This window comes from Streptomyces sp. NBC_01410 (assembly GCF_045040195.1).
Classification (GTDB): domain Bacteria; phylum Actinomycetota; class Actinomycetes; order Streptomycetales; family Streptomycetaceae; genus Streptomyces.
Genome location: NZ_CP109530.1, coordinates 318427 through 336726, shown reverse-complemented (window position 1 = coordinate 336726; position 18300 = coordinate 318427). Strand labels below are relative to the sequence as shown.

At 69.9% G+C, this 18300-nt stretch carries 16 protein-coding genes and 2 pseudogenes; 15 read left to right on the top strand and 3 right to left on the bottom strand.

Going from position 1 to position 18300, the window contains the following annotated elements:
- Positions 1-136 precede the first annotated feature (136 nt).
- The 10 genes from OG741_RS01565 to OG741_RS01520 are packed head-to-tail and all read left to right on the top strand — an operon-like array spanning position 137 to position 11378.
- A complete protein-coding gene (locus OG741_RS01565) occupies positions 137-1393 on the top strand; it encodes an ATP-grasp domain-containing protein (RefSeq protein ID WP_405594303.1) in 1257 nt (418 codons plus the stop codon).
- Positions 1390-2241 carry a Rossmann-like domain-containing protein gene (locus OG741_RS01560; RefSeq protein WP_405594301.1) on the top strand — a complete coding sequence of 284 codons (852 nt, stop codon included), beginning with the start codon at positions 1390-1392 and terminating at the stop codon, positions 2239-2241. Before OG741_RS01565 ends, OG741_RS01560 begins: the two co-directional genes overlap by 4 nt.
- On the top strand, positions 2238-3329 hold the full coding sequence (locus OG741_RS01555; RefSeq protein ID WP_405594299.1) for a PLP-dependent cysteine synthase family protein: 1092 nt from the start codon (positions 2238-2240) through the stop codon (positions 3327-3329). The genes OG741_RS01560 and OG741_RS01555 overlap by 4 nt, the downstream gene beginning before the upstream one ends.
- A complete protein-coding gene (locus tag OG741_RS01550) occupies positions 3326-4381 on the top strand; it encodes a dipeptide epimerase (RefSeq protein WP_405594297.1) in 1056 nt (351 codons plus the stop codon). The genes OG741_RS01555 and OG741_RS01550 overlap by 4 nt, the downstream gene beginning before the upstream one ends.
- A complete protein-coding gene (locus OG741_RS01545; RefSeq protein ID WP_405594295.1) occupies positions 4378-5637 on the top strand; it encodes an MFS transporter in 1260 nt (419 codons plus the stop codon). Before OG741_RS01550 ends, OG741_RS01545 begins: the two co-directional genes overlap by 4 nt.
- 10 nt (positions 5638-5647) lie before the next feature.
- Positions 5648-6439 carry a class I SAM-dependent DNA methyltransferase gene (locus tag OG741_RS01540; RefSeq protein ID WP_405594293.1) on the top strand — a complete coding sequence of 264 codons (792 nt, stop codon included), beginning with the start codon at positions 5648-5650 and terminating at the stop codon, positions 6437-6439.
- 58 nt (positions 6440-6497) lie between these two features.
- Complete coding sequence (locus tag OG741_RS01535) at positions 6498-8090, top strand: ABC transporter substrate-binding protein (protein WP_405594291.1); 1593 nt, start codon at positions 6498-6500, stop codon at positions 8088-8090.
- On the top strand, positions 8087-9040 hold the full coding sequence (locus OG741_RS01530) for an ABC transporter permease (protein ID WP_405594289.1): 954 nt from the start codon (positions 8087-8089) through the stop codon (positions 9038-9040). The genes OG741_RS01535 and OG741_RS01530 overlap by 4 nt, the downstream gene beginning before the upstream one ends.
- Positions 9037-9843 (top strand): ABC transporter permease subunit, encoded by an 807-nt coding sequence (locus OG741_RS01525; protein ID WP_405594287.1) that lies wholly within the window; start codon positions 9037-9039, stop codon positions 9841-9843. The genes OG741_RS01530 and OG741_RS01525 overlap by 4 nt, the downstream gene beginning before the upstream one ends.
- Positions 9840-11378 carry an ABC transporter ATP-binding protein gene (locus OG741_RS01520; protein ID WP_405594285.1) on the top strand — a complete coding sequence of 513 codons (1539 nt, stop codon included), beginning with the start codon at positions 9840-9842 and terminating at the stop codon, positions 11376-11378. Before OG741_RS01525 ends, OG741_RS01520 begins: the two co-directional genes overlap by 4 nt.
- A 5-nt stretch (positions 11379-11383) precedes the next feature.
- Here the strand turns inward: OG741_RS01520 and OG741_RS01515 are convergent.
- Both OG741_RS01515 and OG741_RS01510 read right to left on the bottom strand, forming a co-directional pair.
- Positions 11384-11758: pseudogene (locus OG741_RS01515) on the bottom strand (TIGR03943 family putative permease subunit); the annotation flags it as partial.
- Positions 11759-12110: 352 nt separating this feature from the next.
- Positions 12111-12308 (bottom strand): response regulator transcription factor, encoded by a 198-nt coding sequence (locus OG741_RS01510; protein ID WP_405594282.1) that lies wholly within the window; start codon positions 12306-12308, stop codon positions 12111-12113.
- Between the two features lie 614 nt (positions 12309-12922).
- On the opposite strand from OG741_RS01510, the gene OG741_RS01505 reads away from it, so the two are divergent.
- The 4 genes and pseudogenes from OG741_RS01505 to OG741_RS01490 all read left to right on the top strand — a co-directional run.
- Positions 12923-13510, top strand: coding sequence for a TetR/AcrR family transcriptional regulator (locus OG741_RS01505; protein ID WP_405594280.1), 588 nt, complete (start codon positions 12923-12925; stop codon positions 13508-13510).
- On the top strand, positions 13507-13887 hold the full coding sequence (locus OG741_RS01500) for a hypothetical protein (RefSeq protein WP_214926545.1): 381 nt from the start codon (positions 13507-13509) through the stop codon (positions 13885-13887). The genes OG741_RS01505 and OG741_RS01500 overlap by 4 nt, the downstream gene beginning before the upstream one ends.
- 444 nt (positions 13888-14331) lie before the next feature.
- Positions 14332-16602, top strand: a complete 2271-nt coding sequence (locus OG741_RS01495; protein ID WP_405594278.1) for a protein kinase domain-containing protein — start codon at positions 14332-14334, stop codon at positions 16600-16602.
- Between the two features lie 76 nt (positions 16603-16678).
- Positions 16679-16894 (top strand): annotated as a pseudogene (locus OG741_RS01490) (hypothetical protein); the annotation flags it as partial.
- 100 nt (positions 16895-16994) lie between these two features.
- On the opposite strand, the gene OG741_RS01485 reads toward OG741_RS01490, so the two are convergent.
- Positions 16995-17696, bottom strand: coding sequence for a hypothetical protein (locus OG741_RS01485; protein ID WP_405594276.1), 702 nt, complete (start codon positions 17694-17696; stop codon positions 16995-16997).
- 306 nt (positions 17697-18002) lie between these two features.
- Here OG741_RS01485 and OG741_RS01480 point away from each other — a divergent pair, with 306 nt between their 5' ends.
- Positions 18003-18260: a helix-turn-helix domain-containing protein gene (locus OG741_RS01480; RefSeq protein ID WP_405605341.1), complete on the top strand. Its 258-nt coding sequence runs from the start codon at positions 18003-18005 to the stop codon at positions 18258-18260.
- The last annotated feature ends 40 nt before the right edge of the window (positions 18261-18300 follow it).

Below are 18300 nucleotides of genomic sequence, written 5' to 3'. Positions count from 1 at the left end.
TTCAGAGAATCGACACTGGATCAGATGACAATGAAAACGATTGTCGATAACGTGTCGTCGCGTCAAGGCGGACCGTCCCCGGACGGGTGCCGCCGACGCGTCATGCGTCCAACCCGCGTTCTGAGAAGAGGAAGTCGTGGCCCATCTGCTGATGGTCGAGAGCTGGGTCGGATCGATGAGCAGACTGCTGCCAAGAGCGATCCGCGAGGGCGGGCACCAGTTCACCTTCCTCACCCGTGACCTGCACCACTACCTGCGCTCCGCCCCTGAGGGCATCGGGCACCCGCTGCTCGCGGCCCACAACGTGCTGACCGCCGACACCAACGACATCGAGGCGTTGCTGCCCCTTGTCGAGCGCGCCCACGGTGCACTGGGTTTCGACGGGGTGATCACCTCGTGCGACTACTACCTTCCGACGGCCGCGCGGATCGCCGGACGTCTGGGGCTGCCGGGCCCCTCCTCCGCGGCGGTCGAGAACGCCTGCCGCAAGGACGCGACCCGCCGTGTCCTTGCCGATGCCGCAGTGCCGGGGCCGCGGTTCGCGGTCTGCGCGGACTGGGCCGAGGTCGCCGATGCCGCGCGGGAGATCGGCTACCCGCTGGTGCTCAAGCCCGTGGACCTGTGCGCCGGGATGTTCGTCCGACGCGTCGACGACGAGTCGGAGCTGACCCGCGCCTACAGGGCGCTCGCGGACTTCCCCGTCAACGCGCGAGGCCAGCGCCGCGAGCCCGTGGTCCTCCTCGAAGAGCTGCTCCGGGGGCCGGAAGTCAGCGTCGAGACCGTGTCGTTCGCCGGTGCCTCACATGTGATCGGAGTGACCGACAAGAGCATCGGCGGGGCGCCGGCCTTCATCGAGACCGGCCACATGTTCCCCGCGGCGCTCGCTGCCGCCGACGCCATGGCCGCTGCGGAGACGGCAGTTCAGGCGCTGAAGGCCCTCGGCCTGGACGGGGTCGTGGCGCACACCGAGATCAAGCTGACGCCCGGCGGGCCCCGGGTGGTGGAGGTCAACCCCCGCCCCGCCGGCAACCGCATCACCGAACTCATCCGTCATGTGACGGGGATCGACCTCGCCGCCGCCTGCGTCGACGTGGCCCTGGGCCTCGAACCGGACCTGTGCCGACGAGCCACCGGTCTGCGCAGCGCGGCCATCGGGTTCCTGGTGCCGGACACCGAGGGGGTGCTGGAGTCCATCGACGGCGCCGACGACGTGCGCACGGCAACGGGCCTGCTGGAGCTCCAACTCGCCGAGCCCGGCAAGGTCGTCAAGGCCGCGGGCAGCAACAACGAGTACCTGGGCCACGTCATGGCCGCCGACGCCGAGGGCCTCGGGGCCCGCGATCGGGTCGAGACCCTGCTCTCGGCACTCTGTCCGAAGGTGGTCGGCCGATGACAGTCATCACCCACACGAACATCACAGCGGCCTCGTACGACGAACTCGTCGACGGCGTACTCCGCGGAGGATTCGGACCCGACCCGAAGGCCCAGCGGATCGCCGTGGCGTTCACCACGCGCCAGGCCGTACGGCATGACGGGCGCGGCGGCGGCTACCGGAACGAAGTGCTGAGCCTGCGTCTGGCCGAAGCGGTGGGCTCCTGCGCGGTCGAACCCGGTGGGCTTCCGGACAGCGCGATCGACGACTGCGTCGGCGCTGATGTCGCCCGCCTCCTGGAGCATGAACTGCTGCCGGTACGGGTGGCCGCGCTCGACGCCTACCTGATGCACGTACTTCCCCATAGTTCGGGGAGCGGCGCACGCCCCTGTCCGCTGCCCGCCGGGAGTTCCCTGGAGAAGTCCCGGGCCAGGGCCGCGGCCGTCGTCGATCTCCTCCATGCCACCCCGGGGCGCACCGTGCTCGTCGTCGGCGTGGTCAATTCGCTGCTGGAGGCGCTGCGCGCACGCGGTCTGGCGTACATACCCTGCGACCTCAAGGGCGGCACGACGGAGTGGGGCGAGCCGGTACGCACCGACGCACTCATGGAACTGGAACGCTGTGACGCCGTCCTCGCCTCGGGCATGACACTCGGCAACGGCAGCTTCGAGCCGTTGCGCGAGCACGCACTGCGGCACGGCAAGCCGCTGGTGATGTTCGCCCAGACCGGCAGTGCGGTGCTGCCGCGCCTCATCGGCGCCGGAGTCAGCGCGGTGTGCGCGGAACCGTATCCCTTCTTCTGGCTCGACGGCGGTCCTGGGACCATCCACCGTTACGGCGGCAGTGAGCTCCCCGGAGCCGCCCTGTGACCACGGCCGTCCTCAGCCCCGCGGGCAACCGCGACCTGCTCGCCCTGCTCGGCCGTACCCCGCTCGCCCGCATCACCGTCGATCTGCCCTGCCCGCAGCCCGGCTTCTGGGCCAAGCTGGAAGGTCTCGGCGTCGGCGGCATGAAGGCGCGAGCAGCCGTATCCATGCTGCTCGGGGCCAAGGAGCGCGGCGAACTGCGCCCCGGTGCCCCGGTGGTGGAGTCCACCTCCGGAACGCTCGGTATCGGGCTGGCCTTCGCCGGTCAGGCCCTGGGGCATCCGGTCGTGCTGGTCGGCGACACGGAGCTGGAGCCCTCGATGCGACAGCTGCTGCGTGCATTCGGCGCCCGGCTGGAGCTGGTCGACTGCCCGGCGGCCGAAGGCGGATGGCAGGCCGCCCGGCTGGCCCGGTTGCGGGATCTGCTCTCGACGCTGCCGGACGCCTACTGGCCCGACCAGTACAACAACCCCGACAACATCGTCGGTTATGCCTCGCTCGCTGCCGAGCTGACCGCTCAGCTGGACCACCTGGACGTGCTGGTCTGCAGCGTCGGTACCGGCGGCCACAGCGCCGGCGTGATTGGACCGCTGCGGCGGCACTGGCCCGGGCTCCGGCTGATCGGCGTGGACGCCACCGGCTCGACGATCTTCGGCCAGCCCGCCAGGCCCCGCCTGATGCGCGGCCTGGGCAGCAGCATCCATCCGCGCAACGTCGCCTACGCCGCCTTCGACGAGGTCCATTGGGTCGGCCCGGCCGAGGCCGCCGGCGCCTGCCGGAAGCTCGCTGTCGGCAACTTCGTCAGCGGCGGCTGGAGCACCGGAGCCGTAGCGCTTGTGGCCGCCTGGGCCGCCCGTGTCCACCCGGGAGCCGTCGTCGCCACCGTCTTCCCCGACGGTCCCCACCGCTATCTCGGCAGCGTCTACGACGACGACTTCGCTGCCGCCCATGGGCTCGACCTGGCCACCGCTGCCAGGCGCCCGGTCGAGATCCCGCATCCGCGGGCCGTCGAGGCCACCGGCTGGGCACGATGCCGCGCCGTCACCGACCCGCTGCACAGCCGAACCCCACGCTTGGAAGAGAGCCCGTGAAGGTCAGTCAGCGCACTGTGCGTCTCCAACTCACCGAGCCGCTGCGCATATCCCGCTCGACGATGGCGGCCCGCGACGCCGTCTGGCTGTTCATCGAAGACGAAGGCCGGCTCGGCCGCGGAGAGGCCGTCACCAGCGTGTACTACGGCCTCGATGCCGACACACTCGGGAGACTGCTGCACGCGGAGTCCCAGTGGCTGGCACGCTTCGCCGAACCGGAGAGCGCCCTGGAGGCCCTGCGCAGCGGAGGCCGGGACAGCACCCCGCCCGCCGTGACCGCGGCCGTCGAGTCCGCGCTGCTCGATCTCCTGGGCAAGCGCGCAGGCATCCCCGTCCACGAACTGCTGGGCACCTCCGCCCAGCCGTCCGCCCCGACCGCCCGCACCATCGGCATCACGTCGCCGAGACAAGCCGAAGCCCAGGCCGCCCGCCTGGTACGGGACGGTTTCTCGGTCCTCAAGATCAAGGCCGGTTCCCCGGACCCCGCCGACGACATGGAACGCGTGCGGGCAGTGGGCGCCGCGGCTCCCCACGCCCGGCTGCTCCTGGACCCCAATGGAGCCTGGACCGTTGGCACGACGGAGAGGCTGCTGCCCCGCCTCGCGGAGCTGGGAATCGAGGCCGTGGAGCAGCCGATCGCACCCGGCGACCCCGAGGCGCTGGCGAAGCTCGCCGAACGCTCGCCGCTGCCTGTCATCGCCGACGAGGACGCGGTCGGTTTCGAGGACGCTCGCCGTCTCGCCGGGCGGGTGCAGGGCATCAACGTCAAGCTCGCCAAGTGCGGCGGCGTGACCGCAGCACTGCGGATCGCCGAACTGATCGCCGGTACCGGTACCGAGTTGATGCTCGGCTGTCTGACTGCCAGCACGCTCGGCATCGCCCCCGCCGTGCATCTCGCCGATCGCGCCCGGTGGATCGACCTCGACGGGCATCTGCTGCTCGCCCACGACCCGTGGACCGGTATCGGCGGCGCCGACGGCACCGTACGGGTAAGCCGCCACCCTGGCCTCGGCGTGCGCCCGCGCACCGAAGCGGAGAGTGAACGCGCGTGAGGACGTGGCACGAGATACGCGGCTTCCCCCTCGCGATACGGCTCCTCCTGGTCAACCAGCTCGGCGTCAACACCGGCTTCTACCTGCTCATCCCGTACCTCGCCGTGCATCTGAGCGAGGACCTCGGGCTGTCGGCCGCTGTTGTCGGCATCGTGCTCGGCGTACGCAACCTCAGCCAGCAGGGCCTGTTCCTCATCGGCGGTTCGGCTTCGGACCGGCTGGGCGCGCGCGGGGTCATCATCGCCGGATGCGCGCTGCGCACCGTCGGCTTCGGGCTGTTCGCCCTCGGCGACGGGCTGGCGGTGCTGCTCGCCGCGTCCGTACTCAGTGGGCTGGCCGGGGCGCTGTTCAACCCGGCCGTACGTGCGTATCTCGCCCTGGAGGCGGGGGAGTGCAAGGCCGAGGCGTTCGCTCTGTTCAACGTCTTCGCGACCACCGGCGCCCTGATAGGGCCTCTGCTCGGCAGCGCCCTGCTGCTGGTCGACTTCCGCGCCGCCGCGCTCACCGCGGCCGGGATCTTCGCTGTGCTCACGTTCGCCCAGGTTCTTGTCCTTCCGGCAGGCCAGGTAACTCCGTCCGCGAACAGCGTCCTCGGGGACTGGCGAGAGGTGATCGGCAACCGCGGCTTCATGGCGTTCGCCGTTGCCATGGTCGGCATGTTCACCATGGAGAACCAGCTGTATCTGCTGCTGCCGGACGGCGCGCGCCGGGCGACCGGCTGGGACGGCGCGGCCGGCATCGTCTTCCTCGTCGGCACTCTCACCAACCTCTTGCTGCAACTGCGCATCACGCGGGCGCTGAAGAGCCGGGGCACCCGGACGAGATGGATCGGCGTGGGGCTCATGCTGATGGGGCTGGCCTTCATACCGCCGATGACGGTGGCGGGGGCCGGGACACCGCACGGCGGTGTCGGCGACGTGGCGCTCGGTGCGCTGCCTGTCCTGGCCGGGGCGCTGCTGCTCCACCTGGGAGTCATGATCGCCCAGCCCTTCGTGATGGAGCTGATTCCCCGCTTCGGCCGGCCGGAGCTCACCGGCACGTACTTCGGGCTGTTCTACGTGGTCTCGGGCATCGCCGCGGCCGTCGGCAACACGGTCGTCGGCTGGGCCATGGATGCCGGTGAGCGCGCGGGGGCGCAGTGGCTGCCCTGGGCGTGCTGCTTGGTCCTCGGACTTGCCTCGGCCGCCGGCGTCGCTTGGCTGCACCGCCGGCGAGTGCTTCCCGCCCAAGTGGCGCACGTACCGGTGCTGGTGTGAGGAGACACAGATGAGGAACGCGAACCTGCTGACCGACAACCCGGCCCTGTACGAAGCCCGTTTCCCCGACGAGGCACGCCTGGCGGCGCGCTGGGCGGAAGACTGTCTGCGGCGGAACGGGGCCGGTCCGCGGGTCCTGGACATCGGCTGCGGCACCGGCCGGGATGCCGCGTATCTGCATGCGGCCGGCCGTATGGTCGTCGGCGCGGATCTGTCCGAGACGATGCTGGAGCACGCCCGCGCGCATCACCCCGGTCCGGAGTACGTCCAGGCAGACCTGCGTGGATTCGACCTCGCAGCACGGCCCTTCGACGCTGTTGTGTGCCTGGACAGTGCGTTGCTGTACTGCCACACCAACGACGAACTCGACGGCTTCCTGGCCTCCTGCCGCAACTCGCTGGCACCCGGCGGACTGCTCGTCGCGGAGATGCGCAACGGGGCCTTCTTCCTGGGCCGTACCGAACTGCTCGATACCGCGGCCGTCAATGAATTGAGCTGGCAGGGCATCACCTACCGGTCCACCACCACCCTGCTCGTCGACCGGACCGCCCAACTGCTGCGGCGCACCCGTGTATGGACCGCCGACGACGGATCGCCGCCCGTCGAGCAGCGCTCCGCATGGCGGCTGCTCTTCCCCCAGGAGCTGCGCCATCTCCTCGCCGTGCACGGCTTCGAGGTGCTCGCCCTGTCCGACGGGCCCGGTCCCCGTACGGAGCCGCCGTGGCGTGAGGGCGACCTGCCGGGCGCTACGGCCGATGCCGACCGGCTCCATCTCGTCGCCCGCCTCACGCGCGCCCGCTGAACCCCCCACGCCGTCGCCCCCCACGCCCGATATCCGCTCGCACAGCAAGGACACCCACATGAACGACGTCCCCGTCAACGACTCCCGGTTCCCCGGCCTGCGCCGCCGGGGCTTCCTCGCCGCAGCCTCAGGCGCGGCCGGACTTGGCGTGCTCGCGCTCGCCGGCTGCGCCGGCTCCGGAACCGCCGCCGACCCCGCCAAGGGCGACGGCAAGCCCAAGCGCGGCGGACGGCTGCGCGCCGCCTTCGCCGGCGGTGGTGCGAGCGAGACCCTCGACCCGCACCTGGCCAACCTCTTCGCCGATGCCGCCCGAGCCAAGGCACTGTTCGACAAGCTCGCCGACTACGGCCCCGACCTCTCCGCACAGCCCCGGCTCGCCTCGGCGTGGGAGCCGAACGCGGGCCTGGACCGCTGGAAGGTCACCCTGCGTAAGGCCGCCTTCCACGACGGCAAGCCGGTGACCGCCCAGGATGTCCTCTACAGCTACCGCCGTATCGCCGACCCGGCGAAGGCGTTCCGGGCCAAGGCGTCGCTGGAGCCCATCGACCTGAAGGCCAGCCGCGCTCTGGACGAGCGGACCATCGAGTTCGTCCTCAAGCGCCCGACCGCCGAATTCCCCAACGTCCTCGCGGCGTTCGGCGCGTACATCGTCCCCGACGGTCTCAAGGACTTCGACAAGAAGCCGGTCGGCAGCGGCCCGTTCCGCTTTGTGTCCTTCGCGCCCGGCAAGTCCGCCGTCTTCAAGCGCAACGACGCGTACTGGGACGGTGCCCCCTACCTCGACGAGCTGGAGTTCGTCGTCGCCAACGAGGAATCGGCGCGCGCCAACGCCCTGCTGGGCGGGCAGGTCGAGTACGCCCACGAGCTCAACCCCGCCACGGCCCGCGCCCACGAGAACAAGGGGCAGATCCAGATCGTCCGGCTCCAGGGCAGCGCCATGCAGGGCTTCGTCATGAAGACCGACCGGCCGCCGTTCGACGACAAGCGGGTCCGCGAGGCGTTCTTCCTGATCGCCGACCGCAAGGAGCTGGTCGACGGCGCCCTGTCCGGCGCCGGCGAGATCGGCAACGACCTGTTCGGCAAGGGCTACGAGTACTACGCCGGCAGCCTGCCGCAGCGCGAACAGGACCTCGACCGGGCCCGCAAGCTGCTGAAGGAGGCGGGCGCCGAGAAGCTCAAGGTCACCCTCGACACCTCACCTGTCGCCTCTGGCTTCACCGAGGCCGCGGCGATCTTCCGCGACCAGGCCGCCAAGGCCGGAGTGAGAATCGAGATCAGGACCGGCAGCAAGGACAGCTACTGGAAGGACATCCTCGACTCCGGGACCCTGGCCTCCTACCGCTCCGGCGCCATGCCCATCGAATCCCACATCTCCCAGCGCCTGCTCACAGGTTCGACCACCAACGCAACCCACTGGAAGCACAAGGACTTCGACGCCCTGTACCAGCAGGCACAGTCCACCAAGGACAAGAAGGACCGCGTCGCCGTCTACGAGCGCATGCAGCGCCGACTGCACGCCGAGGGCGGCTTCCTGATCTGGGGCTTCGCCGACTGGATCCTCGGCACCGCCCGCAGTGTCCGGGGCGTCGAGCAGAAGGCGCCCGCCAACTCCCTCGACTGGGCACGCTTCGACAAGGTCTGGCTGGCGTGATCGGACTACGGTCCTGGGTCGCCCGGCGGCTGCTGCTCGGCGTGGCGCAGACGGCAGCCGTCGTGCTGCTCGTCTTCGCTCTCACCGAGGCGCTGCCGGGCGACGCCGCCGTGGCGCTCGCCGGCGACCAGCCCGACCCGGAGCGGATCGCGGCCATCCGCGAGGCGCTGCACCTGGACCGGCCGGCGTACGAACGCCTGGCGGACTGGGCGGCCGGGCTGCTGCACGGCGACTTCGGCACATCCCTGACCTCGGGGCGGCCCGTCAGCTCGTACATCGCGGACGGCTTCGGGCCGACCGTGCTGCTCGCCGTGCTCACGATGGTGCTGCTGGTGCCGGCCGGGGTCGGCCTCGGTGTGCTGGCCGCCCGCCACGAGGGGCGGCTCGCGGACCGGCTCGTCAGTTCGGTGACGCTGGGGGTGTACGCGGTCCCGGAGTTCGCCTTCGGCGTGCTGCTGATCACCGTGTTCGCCCTGCGCCTCGGCTGGCTGCCGCCAACCGCCGTCGGCTACGGCACTGATCTGCTCGCCCACCCCGCGGCGCTGGTCCTCCCTGTCCTCGTCCTGCTGTCGCGGCCGGTGTGCTCACTGGCGCGCCTGGTAAGGGCAGGCATGATCGACGCACTTGCCTCGCCGTATGTCGCCCAGGCCCGCCGCTACGGAATCTCCGGCGCCCGGATCCAGTACGCGCATGCACTGCCCAACGCCATCGCGCCCGCCGCCCAGCAACTCGCCCGGACGATCGACTGGTTGCTGTGCGGGGTGATCGTCGTGGAGGCGCTGTATGTGATCCCCGGGCTGGGAACGGTGCTGATGAATGCGGTCGCGGAAAGGGACGTTCCCGTGGTGCAGGGCCTCGCGGTCGTCTTCGGACTGACCGCCGTAGTCCTCAATCTGGGCGCCGACCTGGTCGTCCACCGCTTCTCGCCCCGGGCGGGGGTGGCGGCATGAAAACGCTCGCAGGCATCCGGCCGGGACGCTTCACGCTCGGCCTGGTGATCGTTTTCGTACCGCTCGCCCTCGCGCTGCTCGGGCCGCTCTTCGCGGGCGAGCCCGGGCCACGAGCGCCCTCCTTCACGCTCGGCGGAGGACATTGGCTCGGCACCGACTTCGTCGGCCGGGATGTGTGGCAGCAGGTACTGCTCGGCGGGCGGTCCGTGGTCCTCGTCGCTCTGGCCGCGACGGCTCTGGCCTACCTGGTGGCCCTGCCGCTCGGACTCATCAGCGCGCTCACCCACCGGACATGGCTCGAAGAGCTGCTGATGCGGCCCGTGGACGTGCTGCTCGCCGTGCCGTCGCTGCTGTTGATCCTGCTGGTGGCCGCCGTCTTCTCGCCGGGTGCGGTGGGTCTCTCCCTGCTGGTGGCCCTGGTCAACTTCCCGGACGCGGCACGGATCGTCCGGGCGGCTGCGGCCGAGGCGGCCTCACGCCCGGCCGTCGAGGCGCTGCGTATGCAGGGAGAGACGTGGTGGCGCATGGCCGTCGGCCATGTCGGCAGGTCGATCGCGCGCACACTCGCCGCCGACGCGGGCGTACGGCTCACAGGGGTGCTCTACCTGGTGGCCACGGCGGCGTTCCTCGGCGTCGGCGTCGAGCCGGACGCCGCCGACTGGGCGGTGATGGTGGACCGCAACCGTACGGGGCTGTTCGTCCAGCCCTGGGCCGTGGTGGTGCCTGCCCTGCTGATCGTCGCCCTGACCATGGGGAGCAACCTGCTCTTCGACGCCGTACTGCAACGGAGGAAGCGGACGTGAACGCGGTCGCTGAGATCAAAGATCTACGCGTCGACATCGACGGCCGGCCGATCGTCGACGGCGTCAGCTTTCAGGTCCGGCCCGGGAAAATCACGGCACTCGTCGGCGCGTCCGGCAGCGGCAAGACGACCACGGGCCTCGCCCTGCTCGGCGAGTACCCGGCGGGCGCCCGGGTGACCGGCGACGTACGCGTACCCAACGGCCTCGTGGGATACGTACCCCAGCACCCCGGCGCCGTCCTCAACCCCGTACGCAGGGTTGGCGCACTGCTGCGGGACATCGCCCGCGACCAGGTGCGGAGCCTGCCCAGGCCCGAGCGCCGCGCTGCCGCCCGGACACGTATCCTGCACGCCGTCTCCGCCGCACAGCTCTCGGAGGGCGAGGCCCTGCTTCGCCGCTATCCGCACCAGCTCTCGGGTGGCCAGCAGCAGCGCGCCGTCCTGGCACAGGCACTGCTGCTCGGCGCCAGGGTGGTGGTCGCGGACGAGCCGACCACGGGGCAGGACGTGCTGACGAAGCGGCGCATCGTCGACCAGTTGGCTGCGGTCGCCCGGCAGGGCATCGCCGTGGTCCTGCTGAGCCACGACCTGGATGTCGTCCGGGCCCTGGCCGACGAGGTTCTGGTCATGCGCGGCGGCCGAGTGGTGGAGGCGGCTCCCGCGGAGCAACTGTGGCTCGCCCCGCGACATCCCTGGACCGCCGAACTCCTGGCAGCGGACGGGAAGACGGCCGACAGCCCGCCGACGCGCGAAGGACACACGGCACTCCAGGTACGTGGCCTCACCGCCCGGCACCGCGACGGCGCCGGTATCAAGGAAGTCGTACGCATCCCCGAACTCACCCTCCGCGCCGGCGAGTGCCTGGCCGTCGTCGGCCGCTCCGGCAGCGGCAAGACCACGCTCGCCCGCTGCCTGGCCGGACTCCACCGCGACTACGCAGGCGAAGTCCGGCTCGACGGCACCCCGCTCCCGCACAGCCTGCGCGCCCGGACCCGTGAACAACTGGCCGCGGTCCAGTACGTCTTCCAGGACGCCAACGCCGCGTTCGACGAACACCGACCGGTCCTGGACCAGGTGGCACGCACGGCGGTGCGGCTGCGAGGAACGCACCCGCAAGAGGCGCTTGCCGAGGCGCTGAACACCCTGACCGGCCTCGGCCTCACGGAGGAGCTGGTGCGGCGCAAGCCCGGCCGGCTGTCCGGCGGCGAACTCCAACGGGCCGCGCTCGCCCGGGCCCTGCTCGCCCGGCCGAGGGTGCTGATCTGCGACGAGATCACCTCCGGCCTCGACGCGGTTACCCGACGCGGCCTTCTGGACACGCTCGCCGTCCTGCTGCGTGACCGACCCGAACTGGCCCTGGTCCTGATCACCCATGACCTCGACACCGCGGCGACTGCCGCCCGGATCGCCGTACTGGACGCCGGTGAGCTCATCGAGCAGGGACCGGCACAGCAGGTGCTCACCACGCCGCGGCACGAGTTCACCGCTTCGCTCGTGGCAGGCTCGGCCCGCCTGGCAGCGGATCCGCGTCCCTGACTGCTTCAGTCTTCGTACTCGTTGTGTGGGGCAGGGACCGGTCTGGCTTGGCTGACATTGATGAACGGGATGACGCCGTCGTTGACGGGGTCTTTGGCCTGCTTGCCGGTGTAGGTGCCGGTGACTTCGAGCCACGTGTCGGGTTGCAGGACGGGGGGAATCTGTCCGGACAGGCCGATCTTGACGGGTTGGGCGTCGGCAGCACAGCAGTTGAGGACCATGCGGGTCAGGTAGGGCGCGCCGTTGCCGTCGAGGGTGACGAAGCCGGTGATTTTGATCGGCCGACCGTCGAGCGAGCGTCCGTGGTCGTAAACGGCGCGGCCGGCGTAGTCGACGACGCCGAGCCGGAGGGGGTCACCGGCGGGGAGGGTGGGGAAGCCCCCGCCCGCATGGGGCGGGTTCCTGGGCGGCGTGTTGCTCATGGGCGTCACCGGCGGACTTGCTGTGCTGAAGGCTCGGCATGCGGGGGAGTGTTGCGCAACCGCGCTGGTCTGAAGCGACGGCCGGATGCCATCCGGCCGGGTCGGGCCGGTCCCGTTGGTGGTCGTTGTTGGTTGTTGCTGTGCGTTGGCGTTCGGCGGCGTTTGCCGGCGTTTCATGGTGTCTGCCGTTGGCTGACCGGATCGTGTCCTATGCCGGGTCGTGCGCCGTCTGGTTGGCGGGGTACCGGCTACCGGCTACTGGCGATGGGTATGGCAGGAAGCCCACAGTCGGTGCGCGCGTGGCTGGGTGTCACAGTCCCAGGGAAATGGCCCATCGGGTGAGTTCGGCCGTGCTGTTGATGTTGACCTTGGCCCGGATACGGCGGAGATAGGTGTCGACCGTGTGCTTGGAGAGCCCCATCTGGCGGGCCGTTTGCAGGTAGGTGCACCCTGAGGCGATGTGTCGCAGGGTCTCCAGCTCACGGGGGGCCAGGGCAGGTGCCGGCACTCATGCGCCAGGCCCGCGCTATCGCCCCGGCCCACCCAGCGACAGAACCAGGCCCCTTCGACACCGCCCTTGACCTGTGTACGACACCCGCGCAGTTCGCGGGGCTCCTCCAACTGCTGTGGTCCCGCAGTGGCCTGTCCCTGCACGAGGTCCACCAGCGCGCTAAGAAGGGACGCCTCCGCGTTACCAAAAGCAGTCTCAAAGCCGCTCTTCACGGAACGGAACTGCCACGCACCGAAGTGCTGCAGGCGGTCCTGCACGCATGTCAATGCCCGAGCGAACAATGGCGAATGTGGCACCACACTCGCATCCGGCTGAAGCTGGCCCTGCTCGTCGCTGATGAGGAGAGACCCATGTCAAGGATCAGAAATCTGCGCGTTGACCCGTTACTGCGCGCTGCAGTCGTGTACCCGGCTGTCCTCTTCCTCGCCGTCGGCCAGCTCATGACTCTCTACGTCCTCCTGCACTAAGCGGTCTTGAGTATGTGCGTTGTGGTTGGTGCCACTGGCGTGGCTCGTCGCATCATCGCGTAATACATGCTCCGCAGCGGTGATGTCCTCGTGACACCGACCGGGGTTGCTTATCAAACGGGTCGACCCGTATCGTAAATGGGTATGAGTTCCTCTCCGTCCTCCAGGGGACGTCCCAGGGATCCCCGCTCGCACGAGGCGATCGTCAGTGCGGCCACAGAGCTGGTGATCGAGGTCGGCTACGCCGCGACATCGATCGGGGCGGTGGCTGCCCGTGCCGGTGTCGGCAAGGACACGGTCTACCGGCGGTGGCGGGGCAAGCCGGAGCTGGTCTTCGAGGCCGTGTTCACGACCACCGACGATGCTCCGGTCCCAGACACCGGAACGCTGGCCGGGGACCTGACCGCACTGCTGCGGGGCCTGGTCGACGAGTTCCACGCACCTGCCGCCGCAGCGGCGCTCCCGGGGCTGCTCGCTGACTTCGCCGCCGATCCGGTGCTGAAGGCGCGCATCCGCAGCGACTTCCTGGCCCCGTCGAAGGAGCGGCTGCTGATCGTCTTCGAGCGCGCCGTGGTGCGCGGGGAGATCGCGGCCGACACGCCCGTGGATCTGGTCCTGGACACGCTGGCAGGAGCCGTGTTCTTCCACGTCGGCCTGGTCGGGGAACACCCCGACCCTCAGCTGGCCGGCCGGCTGGCTGCTGTCATAGCCAAAGGAATCGAGATCCGATGAACGGCTGGCTTCTCGCAGCGGGCATCACCGCGTTCGGTGTCGCCGCAGCGCACATCGTCGGCGGGCACCGGGATGTGGTCCGCCCGCTGCTGTCCTGCGGACTCGCAGACGAACCCAAACGCGTCCTTCATGCCGTGTGGCACATGGTGAGCGTCGACCTGGTGCTCTCCGCAGCCGCCTTGGTCTACCTCGCGCTGGCGGACGATACGTCAGCGACCGGCCTGGTGGCGTGGTTCGTGGCTGCGCACTTCGTCGCGTACGCAGTCGCTTTCCTGGTCGTCACGCTGTCGGTCGGCTGGCCGAAGCCACTGCTCCGGCTGCCGCAGTGGATTCTGCTCCTGCCGGTCGCGGTCCTGACAGTGGCGGGCGCCGCGTAGCGACAGCCCCGGAGAGATACAGCAGCGGTGCCCGCGGGGCTGATCCGAGCCGCCAGCAGCCTCCCCACGCACAACGGCCTCGGTGATGCGGGCTGCGGTTCGGGCATGAGGCAGGGCAGGGAGGGGCTGCCCTGACATGCGGGCCGGTGAGTAACGGAACAGGAACAGGATGGGCCCGTCCGTGGTGCAGGTTGTCCGGGAGGGGTGCCGATTTGCTTGCGTCCGGGTTCACTTGGCGGGTACGGACCGGCGGTGGGCGAGCGGACCTGCTTGCTCTGAGGGCCTGGGGGTGCCTGCATGCGATGGATGGGCAAGCGGCAAAGGAGCACACCGCAGCCGGACGAAGGGCCCGGAACGACACCAAGTCCCGGGGTGCTTGCCCGGCTGCAGACCGAGAGTGCTACGGCCGAGCAGGCGGGACGCGGGGGCAGAGCCGGTGAAGCGGTGAGGCGTTATCGCGACCTGGTCGCTCAGGCGGACAGTGCACTGGGGCCGGACGACACCACCACCCTTGCACTGCGGCATCAACTGGCGCACTGGACAGGCGAGTCTGGGGAGCCGGAGAGCGCTGTGGAGTTGTTCGGTCAACTCTTGCGTGACCGGATCTCACACCAAGGGCCGCGTCACCCGGACACCGAACTGGCCCGCCACCAACTGGCCCACTGGCACGGCCGGGCCGGGCGCTGCCAGGAGGCCGCCCGGCGCTATGAGGAGATGCACACCACGGCCCAGCGGGAGGGCCGCACAGAGACGGCGCTCAGCATGCTGTGCGACATGGGCCACTGGCAGCAGGAGGCCGGTGACACGGCTGCCGCGCTGCGCACGTACACCCAGATGCTGCGAACCGCCGAAGGGGAACTCGGCTCGGCGCACCAGCTCACCGGCATGGCCCGTCAGCGCTACGCCGAGCTCGCCGGAGGGCTGCCCTTCGGCCACGACCAAGGCCACGACGGGCTGCAGAACCTGATCATGGCGGCGGCGGAGGTCGAGCAGTCCGGCGACTTCCCACGGGCGAGCCGGATGTACGAACAGATAGCCGACCAGAGCGAGCAGCTGTACGGCGCGGGCAGCGCCCAGGTACTGGGCGCACGCGTCTCGCAGGCCAAAGCCGCGATGAAGTCGGAGAATCTCGCGGAGGCTGCCGCCTGCTTCCAGAAAGTGCTCGACTGCATGGCGCTGCAGGGCCAGGGGCCGGGCACACCCGAGTACGACACGCTGTGCGCGCAGCGGGACGAGCTCGCCAGCGCGGCTCGGCGCACGGACCTCCACATCGGACAGGGCGCGGGAACCTTGCTCGCTCGCGAGGTGGACGCCGCGCCCGATACGGCCTTCGGCATCCTCACCCGCGAAACGAGGGCCCGGCTGGTGACCCGCATCCTCACCATCCGTACTCGAGTGGGCGGTGAGGGACCGCAGGAGGTCACCTCGGAGCAATGGTCCGGGATCATCCAGCACCTGGCGGACCAGGGATATGAGGCTCGTGCCCTCTATTTCGCCCGCGCGGACCGCTGTCCGACGCCTGCGGAGGGCGCCCTGTGCGAACGGCTCGGACTGCTCGGCGTCTACGTGTCCTGCCCCAGCCCGGGCAACGTGCAGGTGCAGGCCTACGCGTTCCACGGGGACAACCCGGTAGGGGTGCCGATCGTGGTGGTGGACGACGATCGGGCAGAGGCAAAGCCCGCCACGATGCGCCCCTCGAGCGAGCGCAGCGTGTTCAACCCGCAGGCCGAGGCCCTCGGTGGCTGGCGGGAGTTGAAGCGGGCTCGGCCCGCCCGCGCAGCGGACGACCCCTGGGCCTTCGGCCCGTACCAGGTGCTGGAACGTGTGGGAGAGGGCGGCTTCGGGCGCGTCTACCTCTGCCAGGACACAGCCGGCGTCATGGTGGCCGTCAAGACCCTGCATGCTCAGTACGCGGCCGACCCGTCGATCCGGCAGGCCTTCGCCCACGAGGTGCAGGCGGCCCAGCGGGTGAGCGGACGCTTCACAGTCCCGGTCATCGCCGCCGACGGGGACAGCGACACGCCGTGGATGGCCGTACCCTACGTCGCGGCACCGTCGTTGCAGGAGCTGGTCAAACGCTGCGGCGTGCTGGACACCGCGACGGTCCGCAGCCTGGGGGCCGGCGTCGCCACGGCACTGACCGCCATCCACGCGCAGGGCATCGTCCATCTCGACCTGAAACCCGCCAACGTGTTGCTGACCGAGGACGGCCCGCGTGTCATCGACTTCGGCATCGCACAGATCGAACGGCTGACGGAACCCCGCCGCGGGTTCGCGGGGACATACGCCTACGCCTCGCCCGAACAACTTCGAGAGCACGAGCACTTCACACCCGCCAGCGACGTGTTCTCCCTCGGGACCCTGCTCGCCCGCCTCGCGCTGGGCCGCATTCCCTGGGGGAGCGACGCCCCGGCAATGATGGTCACCATCTGCGAGGGCACGCCCGACCTGACCGGCCTGCCGGACGAACTGGAGGACGTGGTGCGCGCCTGTCTCAGCGTCAACCCAGCCGACCGGCCGACCCCAACGCAAGTGGCCGAGGCCCTCGTCCCAGGCGCGGCGGAGGACGGAATCGCCCCGCCTGTGCTGCCGGAGGACGCGAAGACGATCATCGCGGAGCATGCCACCGTGCCGGCCACCCGCGCCTACAAGACACAGGCGTACACCCGCGGCGCGGACACCGCCGGGGCGGACGAAGACCGAGCAGGTCCGTGAGGTGCGTACGTACCTCGATACCGGCCACGAGCGACAGCGCTTCACGAAGGTGGACGTCCCCCGCCTGACAAGAGACGGCCCCGTCCACCGTGCCGACATTGCGGTTGTGGTGAGCAATGGGGCCTGTACGCGCGATGCGAAGGTGTGGGGCGAACGGCACGGGATCCACTGGGTCGACCGGGACCGGCTCCGTGCCTGGGCCGAGCACGGCACCCCACTCCACCAAGCGCGCGCGGCACCACAAATACATGAGTTTCGCCGCCCCGACTGTGGCCACATTCAAGGGAACTAACGCGGGGGAGCGGGCTGCGGTTTGTCTGCAGCGCCGCTGTCGCCCCGGCATGCCCCGTTAGCTGTCTCCTGGCACCGTGATGAGGCGAAATGGACGGGGATCAGCTGGCGGGTGCCTGGTAGAGGCCGCGGCCGGCACGCTGGGCGCGCGATGTGGCCACGAGGCGGTCGAGTGTGCTGCGGACGGTGTTGATGCCGTTGAGTGTGTCGTCGCGGCCCAAGGCCTCTGCGACATCACGGGCCCGGACCGCCTTGCCGCCAGACTTTGAGAGAACCGCCAGGACCTGCTCGGTCAGGCCTCCGGTCTCTGTAGGGGCCACAGCGCGCGTGGTGCGCTTCGCAGCGGTCGTCTTTGCCGGCTTCGCTGTCTTCGGCGCTTTCGCAGGCTTCGCGGATGCCGCCTTCTTCGCTGGACGCCTGCTCTGCTTCTGTGTAGCGGCCTTCTTCGCCGGCCCCTTGCGGGCGGCTGATGCGCGAGTGCCGGAGCGCTCAGGAGTGGCGTCGGATGTGCTGTTCTCCTGCGCTGTCACCGGTGGTGCAGGGGTATCGCTGACGGTCTCGGTATCGGCCGAGGAGGCAGGCGGGGGCACTGTTTCCGCGTCTGAGGTGGGCGTCAGCAGTTGGGCGGTGCCGGACAGGGCCTGCAGTGCGGCGAGTGCGGTGCGCACCGAGCCCAGCCGGTCGGTGACAGAGGCGAGTTCCTTCTCGAGCATCTGCTGGTGCTCTTCCAGGCGAGGAAGTTCCTCTTCCAGCAACGCTGTTGTGGCGGTGATGCTCTCAGGTGTGTTGGCTGTTGTGGTCATGGGGATTCCCTTCGATCCAGGTCACCGCCGCTATCTCGTGTCAGTGACTCCTGTGGTGCAGGGTACGGCCGGTAGTTGGGAAAAGAACATCCAGCACTCGAAAGAGATCCTGAGGACACAGTGGTGTCGACGGGTAGTTGATCACGGCGCCCGTCCTGGGGGATCCTCCGGAACCACACTGCGCCCTGCCAACGGCCGGTCCGTCAGTCCTGCACGGGGCACTGGCGCTGAAAGGTCCCCAACGTCTGTCGCTTTTGCATCATGGCGACGAGAAATGCATAACGTTGGTAGGGTGTGAATGTGGCGATGACAGTGAGGCAGACGTTGCAGTTGACAGTGGCGGCGCTGATGCAAGCAACAGGGGATTCGCAGCACGACGTTGCGCAGTCTCTGGGGCTGACGCAGACGCAGGTCTCGCGACGCCAGGCCGGCCGCACCGCCTGGGCACTGGACGACTGCGATGCCCTGGCCCTTCACTTCGGGCTCCCCGTGCTGGACTTGCTGGGCGGACCCACCAGGGCATGCGAGGCGCTGTCTGCCGAGCGGCGCCGTGACCGTAGCTGATCCGCGGGTTCTCCATGGGGCAACGCCCGCGGCTACCTCC

Bases quoted from the DNA above. Each gene is read 5' to 3' on its own strand.
- OG741_RS01535 (WP_405594291.1), top strand. From the start codon at position 6,498: ATGAACGACGTCCCCGTCAACGACTCCCGGTTCCCCGGCCTGCGCCGC.
- OG741_RS01485 (WP_405594276.1), bottom strand. From the start codon at position 17,696: ATGACCACAACAGCCAACACACCTGAGAGCATCACCGCCACAACAGCG.
- OG741_RS01540 (WP_405594293.1), top strand. From the start codon at position 5,648: ATGAGGAACGCGAACCTGCTGACCGACAACCCGGCCCTGTACGAAGCC.
- OG741_RS01525 (WP_405594287.1), top strand. From the start codon at position 9,037: ATGAAAACGCTCGCAGGCATCCGGCCGGGACGCTTCACGCTCGGCCTG.
- OG741_RS01560 (WP_405594301.1), top strand. From the start codon at position 1,390: ATGACAGTCATCACCCACACGAACATCACAGCGGCCTCGTACGACGAA.
- OG741_RS01500 (WP_214926545.1), top strand. From the start codon at position 13,507: ATGAACGGCTGGCTTCTCGCAGCGGGCATCACCGCGTTCGGTGTCGCC.
- OG741_RS01505 (WP_405594280.1), top strand. From the start codon at position 12,923: ATGAGTTCCTCTCCGTCCTCCAGGGGACGTCCCAGGGATCCCCGCTCG.
- OG741_RS01480 (WP_405605341.1), top strand. From the start codon at position 18,003: ATGACAGTGAGGCAGACGTTGCAGTTGACAGTGGCGGCGCTGATGCAA.